Annotated in this window: 10 protein-coding genes and 1 pseudogene; 2 read left to right on the forward strand and 9 right to left on the reverse strand. The window is 53.2% G+C overall.

Annotated features, from left to right (window positions below; all coding sequences use genetic code 11):
- Positions 1-299: 299 nt before the first annotated feature.
- The 6 genes and pseudogenes from MWL85_RS01455 to MWL85_RS01480 form a co-directional block, all read right to left on the reverse strand.
- Positions 300-4556: pseudogene (locus MWL85_RS01455) on the reverse strand (N-6 DNA methylase); the annotation flags it as partial.
- Complete coding sequence (locus MWL85_RS01460; protein WP_004371702.1) at positions 4546-4998, reverse strand: DUF1896 domain-containing protein; 453 nt, start codon at positions 4996-4998, stop codon at positions 4546-4548. The gene MWL85_RS01460 and the pseudogene MWL85_RS01455, both read right to left, overlap by 11 nt.
- Before the next feature lie 164 nt (positions 4999-5162).
- Positions 5163-7253, reverse strand: coding sequence for a type IA DNA topoisomerase (locus MWL85_RS01465; protein WP_244401095.1), 2091 nt, complete (start codon positions 7251-7253; stop codon positions 5163-5165).
- A gap of 60 nt (positions 7254-7313) precedes the next feature.
- Complete coding sequence (locus MWL85_RS01470) at positions 7314-8873, reverse strand: DUF3945 domain-containing protein (RefSeq protein WP_004371700.1); 1560 nt, start codon at positions 8871-8873, stop codon at positions 7314-7316.
- A gap of 20 nt (positions 8874-8893) precedes the next feature.
- Positions 8894-9244, reverse strand: a complete 351-nt coding sequence (locus MWL85_RS01475; protein ID WP_004291454.1) for a helix-turn-helix domain-containing protein — start codon at positions 9242-9244, stop codon at positions 8894-8896.
- A 3-nt stretch (positions 9245-9247) separates the two neighbouring features.
- Positions 9248-9604, reverse strand: a complete 357-nt coding sequence (locus tag MWL85_RS01480) for a helix-turn-helix domain-containing protein (protein ID WP_025072716.1) — start codon at positions 9602-9604, stop codon at positions 9248-9250.
- A gap of 202 nt (positions 9605-9806) precedes the next feature.
- On the opposite strand from MWL85_RS01480, the gene MWL85_RS01485 reads away from it, so the two are divergent.
- Complete coding sequence (locus tag MWL85_RS01485; protein WP_004371698.1) at positions 9807-10106, forward strand: helix-turn-helix domain-containing protein; 300 nt, start codon at positions 9807-9809, stop codon at positions 10104-10106.
- 31 nt (positions 10107-10137) lie between these two features.
- On the forward strand, positions 10138-10443 hold the full coding sequence (locus MWL85_RS01490) for a helix-turn-helix domain-containing protein (protein WP_025072717.1): 306 nt from the start codon (positions 10138-10140) through the stop codon (positions 10441-10443).
- 74 nt (positions 10444-10517) lie between these two features.
- Here the strand turns inward: MWL85_RS01490 and MWL85_RS01495 are convergent, their stop codons facing one another.
- The 3 genes from MWL85_RS01495 to MWL85_RS11605 form a co-directional block, all read right to left on the reverse strand.
- A complete protein-coding gene (locus MWL85_RS01495; protein WP_004371696.1) occupies positions 10518-10880 on the reverse strand; it encodes a hypothetical protein in 363 nt (120 codons plus the stop codon).
- 12 nt (positions 10881-10892) lie between these two features.
- Positions 10893-12128 carry a site-specific integrase gene (locus tag MWL85_RS01500; RefSeq protein ID WP_004371695.1) on the reverse strand — a complete coding sequence of 412 codons (1236 nt, stop codon included), beginning with the start codon at positions 12126-12128 and terminating at the stop codon, positions 10893-10895.
- Positions 12129-12417: 289 nt separating this feature from the next.
- Positions 12418-12678 (reverse strand): transposase family protein, encoded by a 261-nt coding sequence (locus MWL85_RS11605; protein WP_394802107.1) that lies wholly within the window; start codon positions 12676-12678, stop codon positions 12418-12420.
- Positions 12679-13497: the final 819 nt, after the last annotated feature.

Below are 13497 nucleotides of genomic sequence, written 5' to 3' on the forward strand. Positions count from 1 at the left end.
CTTAACTACTTATTTGTAACACCAAAATCAAAAGGTTAAATTTTTTTCAAAGATATGAAATATATATTGTATTTGCAAGAAAACCACTCATTATTTTTTATTAGGCATATCTTTTCTCGTTAAAGTTAATAGTCTTTCTTAAAAAAACATTATATTTGCGGCAATAAATCAAGTGTTCTTTGAGGCATTGCAGAATAAAGAAAGGAAAAGTAATCCGCTCGTTTCCAAGTCGTAACCCTTTTCTTCTTTATTTGTTGTCATTTCATTGATTATCTGAAAGATATAAATTTCTAAAATCTTTTGCGGGCATAGTCCGTGGCGATAAGCATCTTCGCCTTTTCTTCCGTTTCCGAAAGCGGCAGCCTGCCCAACAGGGTGGCATCGCCCGTCTTGGCGAACTGCATCAGCTTCTGAATGAAGTCCTCCTGCTCCGGCGTGGGCGGTATGTGGTGCAGTATCTCGTTCTTGGCGGGGCGGTCAACGCCCACATCCTCCGCCGTTCGGTAGTCCGTAATCTCATTATAGAAGGCGGCAAGCTCCGGCACTTTGATGAAGTATCGGAAACGCTCCTTCTGCACCACGTTGTTCGTCACGTTGAACTCAAAATCCGTCGTCTTCTTGGCGAATATCGCCGCCCAAGCGTCGAAACACCGGATATCCTGCCGTTCCAGCTCCTTCGGGCGCAGGTACTTGAACAGCAGATACAATTCAGTCAGCGAGTTGCTGATGGTCGTGCCGGAGAGGAACGTAGCTCCCAAATCTTTGCCCGTGCGCTCCTGTATGGTGCGTATGGCAAAGAGCATGTTCAACGCCTTCTGGCTTCCCTCGCTGTTTCCCAGCCCCGCCACACGGTCGTGTCGTGTATTGAAAGTCAGATTTTTGAACTGGTGGCTCTCATCTATGAAGATGTGGTCGATGCCCATCTGCTTGAAATCCACCACGTCGTCCGTGCGTGACTTTATGGCGTGTTCCACCTTCTCCAGCTTCGCTTCAAGGTTGTGCTTGCGCTTCTCCAATCCTTTCAGCATCGCCCGCGACACGTTCTTTCCCTGCTGGCGCAGCACTTCGAGGTTTTCCTCCACCGTGTCAAGCTCCGCTTGCAGGATGCGCTGCTGCAACTCCGGCGACTGCGGTATCTTGCCGAACTGGTCGTGCGACATGATGACACAATCGTAGTCGTTGTTCTTGATATTGTTGAAGAAACGCACGCGGTTGGCGGTCGAAAAGTCCTTTTCCGAAGCGTACAGAATACGTGCGTTGGGATATGCCGCCTGATAGGTGGCGGCAATCTCCGCGACATTGGCTTTCAGCCCGATAATCATCGGCTTGTGCGCCAGATTCAGACGCTTCATTTCATGTGCGGCGATACACATAATCAGCGTCTTGCCGGTTCCCACCTCATGGTCACAAATTCCGCCGCCGTTCTGTTTCAGCATCCAGACACAATCCATCTGCGAGGGATAGACGCTCCTGATGCCCCGGCTTGCCAAGCCTTTCAGATTGAGGTCGGGGAAAGTCTGGTGCGAGCCGTCATACTTCGGGCGCACGAAACAGTTGAACTTGCGGTTATACATCGTCGTCAGCCGCTCCTTGAACTGTGGCGACTGCTCTTCGAGCCATTCGGAGAATCCGTTTCGTATCTCGTCAATCTTGGCGTTGGCGAGCTGTATTCCCTCGCTGTCGCGCACCTTGATGTCGTTGCCATGCTCGTCCTTGCCGATGGACTTCATCATGTCGGGGCAGGTGTTGTGCAGGGCGTGTTTCAGAAGGTGCATACCGTCATAGTTCCGGTAATACCCCTTCACCAGAAACTCGTCCGTGATTTTCATGGTGCGGTAGCCGCACGCCACCGAAAACTCGTCCATGCTGGCGGAGTAGGCGATTTTCACCTCTGTGTCAAACAGCCGGCTCATGTAGGCGGCATAGACACCCGTCGGAATCCAGCGTTCCCCGAAATTGAAGTCCAGATCCTCGAAGGCGATGCGCGGCGGTTCGGCTTCTTTCAGAGCCTCCAACGCCTGCTTCACCTCCGGCATACGTTCACTTTCGGGGTTTTCGCCCATCCAAGCCTCTATGCGTTCCGCCTTCTCTATCACGTTTCCGGCAATAAAGCGGTCCTTAATCTCGTAACCGGTTACGAGCGGATTGTAATAGATACGTTCTTGCAGGGCTGTGAGCAACTCCTCCGCCGTGCTGTCGGTTATCTCCCGCATATAGTCGAGATTGACCGTGCCATATTTGTTGAGCGACGCGGACAAGGCTTCTTCGGGAGAGCCTACGTTGGCATGGCTCTCCACGGAGAAGGAAACAGGACGATCGAAGATGTCCGCCTTGACAAACTTCCCGTTCTCCGCCCGTTCCAGCGAAAGGATGTCACGCCCTCCCGCGTCCATCATCACCAGCTTCACGTTCTGCTTGGCGTTGAGGTTGCCGTAACGCATGACGAACTCATCGTAACAGGTGTTCAGATGCTCACGCCACTGGACATTTGCTTCGTGTAGGTTCGATTCATAGCGGTACAGCCGCTCGTAGGCGTCACGGAGTAAAACATACTGTAACGCCTTCTCCTTCTGGTAGCCTTTCAGGTCGAGCGGCTGGAATGTGGCCCCGTAAGGCGTGATGTCCTTCAGATAGCCGATGTTGCGGCGCGCCCTGTCAGCCACCAGCGAGCCTTCGCGCAGGTGCATCTCCGGCGTGCGGTGGTAGGCACGCGGAGAAAGGTCCACGACTTCCTCCTTCGGCTTTTCCGCTTCGATGTCGGGGAAAAGTGAAGTCGCCACCGCTTCCACTTGAGCATCGGTAGCAGCAGGCGTGGCGGCAACTTTCGGCTGTGTTTCCTCCTGTCGTGGTTGCTCTCGGGAAGTTTCCGGCACAGCTTTCACTTCCGTCTTTTCCGCCGCCACTTGTTTCTCGTTATGCTGTCTTGCCAGCTCCCGAAGTTCCTTCCTGCGTTCCGGCGTCAAACCCATCATCATTTCATAGAAGCCGTTGATGGGAGGATTGGTATCCCAGTCCAACGTGGCATAGATGTCGTCAGGGTCGGCAGGCTTGGCGGCATTGTCCGTTTTCGCCTCCTTGTTTTCCGTAACATTCTGTGTGGTCTGCGGCTTGGACGGAATGCGCCTTGTCGGGCTTTCCTTTTTCGCCGCCTTTTTCTTTTTGGCGGTTTTCGGTTGTTGACTGACTTCTTCCGTCATCCCCCAGAGGTCGAGCAAGGATAGCTGCACACCGTCAGAATATTTCGGACGTGGCTCTATCTCCGGTTTTTCCTCAACGGGTTGCGGTTTTTCTGTCGGAGTTTCCACCGTCTGCGCCGAAGATACCGTTTCCAATTTTATAGCAGGACGCTCTACCTCCTTTTGAACGGTAACTTTTTCTTCCGTTCCCGACTGCCGGATTGTTCCCGAATACAGACGCATGGCGAGCCTGTAATGGAAATCCTCGTCAAGCATACGGCGCAAGTCCCCGGATATGCCTGCGGTCTTGCCCTCGTGCAGATAGACCATAGCGGGTTTCCCGTAGGGGTCGGTGTCAAGTTTCGCCGTCGTATGCACGATGCGTTCCGGGTGGTGGATGAAATAGGCGTTGTCCGTCAGGTCGGTTTTCGTATCCGTCTGTATCACGGTCATCAGCCGTTCGTCCTGCGACATTTCCTTCTTGTTCAGGTGCTTTTGCAGGACAATCAGGTCGCTGCCCACCTCCGTGCCCGCGTTGTCCGTGAACAGGTTGTTGGGCAGGCGTACCGCGGATACCAGATTAGCCTGCCGGAAAAGTTCGTTACGCACGGAGGTCTTGGTGCTGTTCAATACCCCCTGCGAGGTGATAAACGCCACGATACCGCCGTCACGCACGGTATCAAGCCCTTTGAGGAAAAAATAGTTGTGTATGGCGTTCTGGGCGGAGCGTCTGCCGAAGGAATCGCTACGCTGAAACTCCGCGTCGAACACGGCGATGTCACCGAACGGGATGTTAGATACCGCCAAGTCGAAATAATTGTTGAAAGGCTTTTCAATTTTCTCAAAACCGCAGGTGCGCATTTTATGGTCTGGATATAGATGCCGCAGGATTGTCCCCGTGAGCAGATCCTTCTCGAAAGCCATCACATCCGCATCGGGGCTGTGCCGCAGCACGGAATCCACGAACACGCCTACACCTGCCGACGGTTCGAGCATACGGGCGGGGCGGACGCTGTAATCCGCCAGCATGTCCGCGAGGGTGTCAGTTATCTCTTTTGGGGTGTAGAAAGCGGTCAGCACGGATGCTTTCAGCGAATCCACAAACCGCTTGTATTCCGTTTCGTCCTTGCTGTTCTCACGGATGAGCCTGTGCAACTCCACCGTCGGGGCGAACAGTTCGAGGTCGGATTTCGCCCACCGGACGGCATCCGTCAGTTCCTTGGCAGGGTTCAGGATACATTTCAGACCGCCGAAACCGCAGTACCTTTGAAGTATGGCACGCTCTTCGGTTGTCGCCGCTCTCTGTTCCCTGTCAAGGATGAATGCCGTCCGTATCGCCTCGATGTTGTCCCGTAGTTTCTGTTTGCGGTTAAACGCCATATTCCCCGATGTAAAGGACGGTTGCCCCCGTCAGCTCCGTATAGAGCAGGTCGTAATCGGAAGACAGGGCGAAGTTGTCGTCCGAAAGGTCATAGACGGAGAACACGTTGCCGACAAGCGGCAGGAGTTTATGGATAAAGGCTTCTTGTTTCTCTTCCGGCACTTCGTTGGCAAACTCGTTCTCCACGACTTCGTGGAGCATGGCGTACCGGGAATAGTGCAACCCGCGCAGCAGTGTTTCCATCGCCAGTTCCTGCGCACCGTCGGTGGGATAGCCTTCAATCCGCGCCTTTTCATACGTTTCGGCGGCACGATCGGCGCGTTCCCGTATGAAAGCGGTGTCGGTAGCCTGTTCAAACTTGTTCGTGCGGAGGTAGTCCATCAGGTACAGACCGTAATAGGAAAAGTCGGACTGCCCTTCGTTGTTCTTCTTGTTGTTCATTACTTTGGAGTTTAGTGGATTGATATTTAACGGGATAATCGGTTGGAAAAAAGGAAGAAAAAGGCACTCGGTATCCCTCCGAGTGCCGCCACTAAATCCAAAGTATGAGTGTAATCCGGTATCGAAGAACAATTCATTACTCTGAACAAGTGGCAAAGTTAATACTATTTCTTCCGTCCTGAAAATTTCTTGCCCTTTTTAGCCTCCGGGAACACGAACGTCGTGTTATATTCCCCGTCAAAGGCGACGACGGCATCGAAGCTCTTGCCCTGTTTGCTCTTGAAGCCTTTGAGCAGCTGGGGATGCCCTTCGGTGAGCAGGTCTTTGATTTCATCGTCGGACAGGGTGCGTCCCGCTTTCAGCCGGAACACGGGAAGCCCGCACTCCGTGTTGTCGCAGCGTACCACCTTGCCGTAGAACCGCATCCTGCCCGTGCCGCACTTGGGACACGCGCAACCGGAATCGCGGCTGCCGAAGAGTTTGTCGCATGAGAGCAGTTCGGAGGTAATCTCCCGCGTGTACGCCTCTATCTTTTTGCGGAAGGTATCGGCGGACAGCTCCCCACGCTCGATGCGTGCCAGTTCCTTCTCCCATTCGCCTGTCATGGCGACATCGGCGATGCGCATCGTCTTCACCACGGAATTGAGTGCAAGCCCCTTTTCGGTGGGGACAAGCAATTTCTTGCAGCGTTCCATGTAACCGCGCTTGAAGAGCGTTTCGATGATGGAGGCGCGTGTGGCGGGAGTACCGATGCCGCAGTCCTTCATCGCCTGCCGCAGTGCGTCATCCTCGATTTCCTTGCCCGCCGTTTCCATTGCGGACAGCAGGGTGGCTTCGGTATGTAGCGGCTTGGGCTTGGTCTTCCCTTCTGTGATGGAAGAGGCTTTCAGTGTCAGCGTGTCGCCTTCCTGCCAGCCGGGAATGGTGGTTTCCTCCTTGTTTTCCTCGCCATAGACAGCACGCCATCCGGCTTGCCTGATGACGCTGCCTTTCACGGTAAACTCCACTCCGGCACATTCCGCCATGACAGCGGTCACGTCCTTGACGCATTTTTCAGAGAATGCCTCGACCATGCGCCCGGCAATCATCTGATAGATGGTATTGTCCTCTTTGGAGAGGAAGAGCGGTTTCTCACCCGTGACGAGTAGGGCATGGTGGTCTGTCACCTTGCCGCCGTCTACGCTGCGGCGTGTCGGGATGGCTTTTGCCCGCACCTTGTCTTTCCATTCGTGCTGTGTGCCGATGAAAGCGAGCAGTTTGGGAATTTCGGCAAACACGTCTTCGGGGATGTAGCGGCTACCCGTTCTCGGATAGGTTATCAGCTTCTTCTCGTAGAGCTTCTGCGCGATTTCAAGCGTCTGCTCCGCCGTGAAGCCGTGCTTGGCGTTGGCTTCTTTCTGAAGCGTGGTCAGGTCGTACAGCAACGGGGTATCCTCCGTTTTCTCCTTGCGCTCGGCTTTCGTTACCGTTGCGAAGCCTGCCGCCTTTACCTTATTATATAGCTCCGTTGCCGGTTCTTTCGACTTCCATTTTTCAGAGGATGAGAATTTCACGACCTTGCCGTCGCAACCGTCCGTTGCGATATGGAGTTGCCAGAAGGCTTCGGGCGTGAAGCGGCGGTTCTCCCAGTAGCGTTCACATACCATAGCCAACGTTGGTGTCTGCACCCGCCCCACGGAGTATGTGCCGTGTCCGGCGGCGATGGAGAGAGCCTGCGTGCCGTTGATGCCCACGAGCCAGTCGGATTCGCTTCGCGCTTTGGCGGCGAGGTATAGGTTGTCATACTTGCCGCCGTCTTCGAGGTTGCGCAATCCCTCGCGGATAGCCTTGTCGGTGAGCGAGCTTATCCACAGGCGCACGAAAGGAGTGGTACTGCCCGTGTAGTGGTAGAGGTAGCGGAAGATAAGTTCACCCTCGCGTCCGGCATCGGTTGCCACGATGATTTGGTCGCTGGTGCCGAACAGCCTTTTGATTGTTTTTATCTGCGACACCACGCCGCTATCGGGCTTGTAGCCTTTCTCCGTCCTGACCTGACGGGGGACGAGCGTGAAGGTGTCGGGGATAATCGGGAGGTTGTCACGGACGAAACCGCGCACGCCGTAGCCATCGGGCATGGCGAGCTGGACAAGGTGTCCGAATGCCCATGTCACGGCATAGCCGCCTCCCTCGAAATATCCTTCCTCTCTCTTTGTCGCGCCCACGATGCGGGCGATTTCACGTGCCACGGAGGGCTTTTCTGCAATGATTGTCTTCATGTCTTCTTCTTTTTTGTTGATACTTTGGATTTTATTTTGGATTCAGTGGCGGACATCGGTCTATACTTTCATGCCCTTGCCCGTTTTCTTCTGCGGCTTGTCCTGCTGCTGTTGCTGGCGGGCGTCCTTCGGAGTGGTCTGACCTTTCTGCAAAGGCTCTTTCAGGTTCTTTGTCGCCTCGTTGGTCTTGCCCTCGTTGTTCACCGCCACCTGCGTGCGGCTCTCGTTGGACGGGGCGACCTGCTGCCCGATGTCGGGATTTGTTTCGTAGCGGTACGGGCGACCCTTCTCCGGGTTGAACTTGATATACATCGTGGCATGGAAGCCCTGCTTGTCGGTCACGTTCTCCAGTTTCACGGCTTTGCCCGCCACATAGTCGGCTTTCTGCTGTTCGGTGAAGTTCACGTCGCTCCATTTGCTGATGGGGCGGATGCTGCCGTCCTCGTTCGTCCACGTGTTGCGGCGTTGCTCCTTCTTGGTCTGTGTGGCATTTTCCCCGCCTTGCGCCTGACTTTTCGACGTGTCGCCTTTGGTTTCCTGCGTCTGTACGGTACGGGGCGACCTTCCGGTTCCCGGCACGAACTCCACGCCGCGCTGCTCCACGTTCACTTGCAGAGTGGTGACGAACTTCCTGCCGTCGTTGCGCTCGATGAGCTTGTCGCGCACGGGCAGTCCGGCGCGGAGCATATCCTGCTCCTGCTTGGTGATTTCCGTCTTGCCGATGCGCTCCGGGATGCGTACCTTGCTCGCCGGAATGTCCGTGATCTCATTCGTCTTGCGGTCGATGCTGATGTAGGAGGGGATAATCTCGCCCGTTTCCTTCTCCACGATGTCCACGACCCTGCCGAGGTTGCCCGTCTCGCGCAGGTTCTTCCGGTCGTCGTCGGAGAATTTGTGTTCCTTGTATTCATCCAGTTTCTGCTCCTTGCGGATGAAGTGCGGCACGAGGCTGATGTTTCCCTCGCCGTCCTTCTTGAAGGAAAGGCGGGCGTCCAGCTCGAATGCTTCGCCGCCGAAGGTGGGCTTGACCTTCACCAAGTCGGACTTGCCGTAGTGGAGCATCTTCGTAAGGTCGCCGGACTTTTCAAGGTCGTCACGCTTCACGCCCCATCTGTCCTCCAGCTCCTGCCAGTTGATTTTGCTCTCGTCGATGGGCTGGTAGCCCCGTTTGCCCTGCGTCTGTTCGGGATCTTCCTGTTGTTCTTTTTGTTGCTCCATGTTTTCCTGTTTTTGAGGTTCTTGTTTTTCGGTTGCCAGTTCTTCCTGCACCTTTTTCTCGTAGTCGGAGGTGTCCACCTTGTGAGGGGCAAGCAGCTCCTTGTTCGCTTCGGGGTCTTTCAGCAGTTGCTTCATCACCTCCAAGAGATTTTCGGCTTGGTCTGCCGCGATGCGGTAAAAACCGAAGCGGCTGGGTTCCTTGCACTGCCGGAAGAAGTTCTTGAAGAAGTTGTCCAGCACGTCGCCGTGTCGGTCGAATTGCAGGAAACTCTGCGCGTTTTCCGCTTTCGCGGGGGTGCGCTTGGGTGTGCCGTCCGCGTTCAGCCCGGCAACCACGCTGATCTCGCCCGTCTTCTCGTCACGGACCACCAGCACGTCCTTTTCGTCTTTTTTCTTTGCCATCTGAAAAATGTTTTAATGGGTTATTTATGAAAGAAATTATGGATACGAGCCTTGTAGAAGGCTATATCTTCCTTTTTGAAGTCCTTGATATGGTTGGAAAGGAATGTCAGCACGTCCTCCTCGCTGTAATAGGTTTTCTTGCCCAGTGTCTTGTAGGGCAATGCGCCGACACTGCGGTAGCGTTGCAGGGTGCGCTTGCTTATCTGAAGCAGCATGCACAAGTCCTGATTGTCGAAAAGGCGGATGCTTTCCGTGATAGTAGGCTGTTTCCCCTCAGCCTTCATCGCCAGCAGCAGTTCGTCCTGACGGTCGAGCCGTTCCATCAACTTCTGCATCCAGCCTTCGAAGTTGTTTCGTGTGAGCAGTTCCATGACCTATGTCCTCCTTCCTTTGGGGTTGCCGCCCGTGCGCAACGTGTGGTTGCGTTTCAGTTCCTGCGGTGTCGCCGCGTCCTCGTTGACGGTACTCTCATCAAGCAGGCGGTCGATTTCCGACTGCCGGTAGCGGCATTTGCCGCGAAGCACGACATAGCCGATGCGTTGCTCGCTGCGCATACGCTGGAGGGTGCGGGTACTCACGTTAAGCAGGTGCGCCGCCTCGCGTGTGGTGAGCAACCTGTCGGGCGATGCCGCTCTCTTGTCACCGGAGACGGCACGGACGTGTGCCGCAATCTCCGCTATCTGTTCCGTCAATGACCGGAAGACGGAACTTTCCATTGTTATCACTTTCATATTCAGTCCTTTCTTTTTGTATCTGCGGCAAAATTCGGCAATAAACAAAAGGGGCTTTAACAACTCACTACGTGACTCACGTAAGATTTTTACGGAAGATGGCTCCGTAACCCGGTCAAACGGCGCAACAGGCAGCCTTTCAGTGGAAAACGGCACGTGTCCGGGAGTGTATCGTTACCTTTGCGGGCAAACCGATAATTGCATGAATATGGAAATAGTATCAATTGAGAAAAAGACTTTCGAGATGATGGTGGCGACATTCGGCGCACTCTCGGAGAAGGTCGCCGCACTGAGGCGCAAAAGCGACACGGGGCGCATGGAAAGATGGCTCACGGGCGAGGAGGTCTGCGGGCAGTTGAGAATAAGCCCGCGTACGTTGCAGACGCTGCGTGACAGGCGGCTTATCGGCTACTCGCAGATAAACCGCAGGTTTTATTACAAGCCGGAGGAGGTAAAGCGGTTGATACCGCTTATCGGTACACTCTATCCGCACGGCAGATGATTTGATTTATTTACCCACTGAATCCGAAGTTATGATAAACGAGAACAACGATGTTTTTACGATGGAAGACGAGCCGATAGCCTCTGTGATGCAGGATATGCGCAAAGGCTCAAAATGGCTGTCCGCATTTCTGGAGAATTACCGTCCTCCGCTGGACGGGGAGCGTTACCTGACGGACGGCGAGGTGGCGGAACTGCTCCGTGTAAGCCGACGCACCTTGCAGGAATACCGCAACAACCGCGTGTTGCCCTTCATACTTTTGGGAGGGAAGGTGCTTTACCCGGAAACGGGGTTGCGCGAGGTACTGGAAGCGAACTACCGCAAGCCGCTGGAGTGACGCTGGCATGAAAAAGGAAACGGGCGACACCTTTTGTGGTGCTGCCCGTTTCTTGTCTTATGGGGTATGCGCAATCAGCAATACCCAGTTTTTCCGTTCTGTATGAACATCACGTATGCCTGCCGTTTCTCTTGTGAGAGTGCCTTTCCCACCAGCCATGTGCGAAACAGGTGGGTGTTGTAGGTGTTCAGCCGGAAGGCGACGGGTATGATGATTTCAAGCGCGTACACGTCCGCGTACAGCCCGTTTTCAAGTTGCATGTAACGGCATACCTTGTAGTCGTTCAGCACGTCCGACTTGCGGACAGCTTTGATGGCGGCGTTCACTGCCGGGACGGTCGTATGGAACAGTCCGGCGATTTCGGTGGCGGCCATCCATACGTCGTTACCGGTTACGCTGACCGCCTTGTTATCTATGATGATTATGTCACGTTTCATGGCTCCTCTTTTTTAGATGGTGCAACCTGCAAATTCCTCAATGCCGCTCAATCTTGCCACAAGGTTCTCCATGTCCTGATTGAGTTTCTCTTTCGTTATCTTAGCGTAAATCTGCGTCGTCTTTATGCTCTTGTGTCCGAGCATGGAACTGACGGTTTCGATGGGTACGCCGTTGGAGAGGAATACCGTCGTGGCTGCCGTGTGGCGGCTCTGATGCCACGTGATATGCTTGGTGATGCCGCAACGCTTGGCGACGGCACGGATACCGGCAAGGCACGTGTTATAATGCGGTACGGGGAATATCCTGCCGTCCTCGCACAGCCCCCGGTATTTGCCGATTATGCGGTTGGCGATGTCGAGCAGGCGGATGTTGGACACCACGCCCGTTTTCTGGCGGTTGATGTTTATCCACTCGTGTTCGTCGAAGTAGGTGCGGATATTCTCTTCTGTGAGGCTGCGCATATCCGAAAACGATAACCCGGTGAAGGCGCAGAACAGGTAGAGGTCACGGTACAGTTCTTGTTTGGCGTTTTTCAGTTTCCCGTCCATCAGCAGGCGTATTTCCTCTTTGGTCAGGAAACTGCGTGTCGTTTCCTCCTTCTTGATTTCATACTCGCGGAACGGGTCGCGTGTCAGCCACTCGTTGTTGATGGCGATGAAAACCATCGTCCGTAGCGGGCAGACATACAGCCACACGGTATTGGTGCAGCAGTGCTTGTCCGTGCGCAGGAACATCTCGAAATCGGAGATGAAAGCCGGGGTAAGCTCTTTCAGGGCGATGTCCTTCACATGGTAGCGGATGTCGAGGAACTCTTGCAGGTGCTTGTAAACGGTGCGGTACTTCAACAGCGTGCCTTTGGCTTTCATGCCTGCCTCCACCTGTTTCTCGTAGTCCTCGTTGTGCTGGCGGAACACCTGCATAAGTGTATGATGGCGGTGTTCCAGTCCAAGAAATGCATTCTTGACTTTCTCCGCTGTGACGAAATTATCACGCTCCATGATTTCCTGATAGTGCCTGTTGATGCGTACCCGCATCTTGTCAAGCATACGGTTCGTTTCGAGTGCCGCCGTGCTTCTGCCCGTGACACGTCCACCTTTGGTGTCCCACAATTTCGGATCGACAGTCAGCTTGCAGCTGAACTGCGTTTGGCTGCCGTCAACTGTGATGCGTCCCATGACGGGAACTGTCCCGTCCTTTTTCACTACCTGACGCTTGAGGTAGTAGATTACTGAAAATGTACTCTTCATTGTCCTTAATTTTTTGGTTTCAAAATTAGTTGGTGAAGAGTCCGGTGTCGGTACGCAAAACGGAGAGGAACGGCGCAATCTTTTTCCGTAACCGGATTTTTCGCGTGAGTTGTCGGTAACTCACTATTCCTTAGTGTCTTGTTTCGCCCTCCGTGCCCGTTTGTCGCATTTTCGGGCATGGTTACGAACAAGTAACGTTGCGGCGTCAGGATTTGGCTTCGGCAGGGATTGTAATGGCTTCACGAATTATCGCCACTTCAACTAAAACCCTTGTAACTCAATTCTATCACTATATCTTTCCGCATTTCACTTTTTTGTAGTAACTTTGTACTTTCATGTGCAATATGGTTTTGGTAGAACCAATTGGTAGCGCATGGATATTACGATACCGGTAGCCATTCTTCACGAGAGTGTATTCCCCGCAGCACGGGCACCTCTTTTTTGTTTTAGAATACTCTATATCTAAAACTATTTTGTTAGTTTTGTAGTGTGTAGCAGTACATTTGACTCCAACAAGACCATATACATGTCGTAGAAAACTGGTATCCATTGTGTAATTAAGCGTTTAGTGGATGATTCGCTCAATTATAATGGATTTCCAGTTTTCTTTCAAATTATCAAAGAGAAAAAAGACTCCGTCGCCCATATCTTGCGGATTTCATCCCGCAAGATGATTGGTGTATACAGGCTGACGCAGTAGTCTCAAGGTGACACAGTCACCCCATCACGCAGAATATCGGATGAGGCAGAGAGGAGTACCTTGAAAATCAAAAAATAGGATAGGTGCCCAAGTTTTGGTACCTTTAGTCCTGTGAGGGGTTTCCTTCCGGGCTACGCCCTCCAGTCAACCCCTCACAGGACTAAAGGCTAGAAAGTCAACATAAAGCAGGATTAATAACAACGTAACATTAACCGAGTCAACCTTTTTCAGGAAACCACATTTGATGCCCTAGACCTTATTGTCCGACCCACAAGGGGTCGAATATATACGTGAATTATTGCTTCCCCTGGTCGTTCGGGCTACGCCCTCCGACACAGGGGCTACAACAAATCGGACCTCTCCGAGGTCCTTACCCGTCTGTCCTGTACAAGCTAATCATATTAATACTATAACTTAAGTAGATACCTCTAATGCGTAACCCCTGCGTTTTTATTGCAGGGGTTACGCATTAGAAAAGCCTGTGTGGCATTCATTGGCGTAAGGATCTCTGCCGAGGTCCTTACTCATAGATACCTCGCTAAAAACCATACGGCGTAAACTTCCTAATGCGTAACCCCTGAGTACAAGACCCCAATGGCTGTCTGGTTGAAAAATAATAAGTAAATTGCACTAGTAATTTGAATCTACGGGACTTTGTTTAAGCCAAAA

It is taken from the genome of Porphyromonas somerae (assembly GCF_022845615.1).
In the GTDB taxonomy this organism is placed as follows: domain Bacteria; phylum Bacteroidota; class Bacteroidia; order Bacteroidales; family Porphyromonadaceae; genus Porphyromonas_A; species Porphyromonas_A somerae.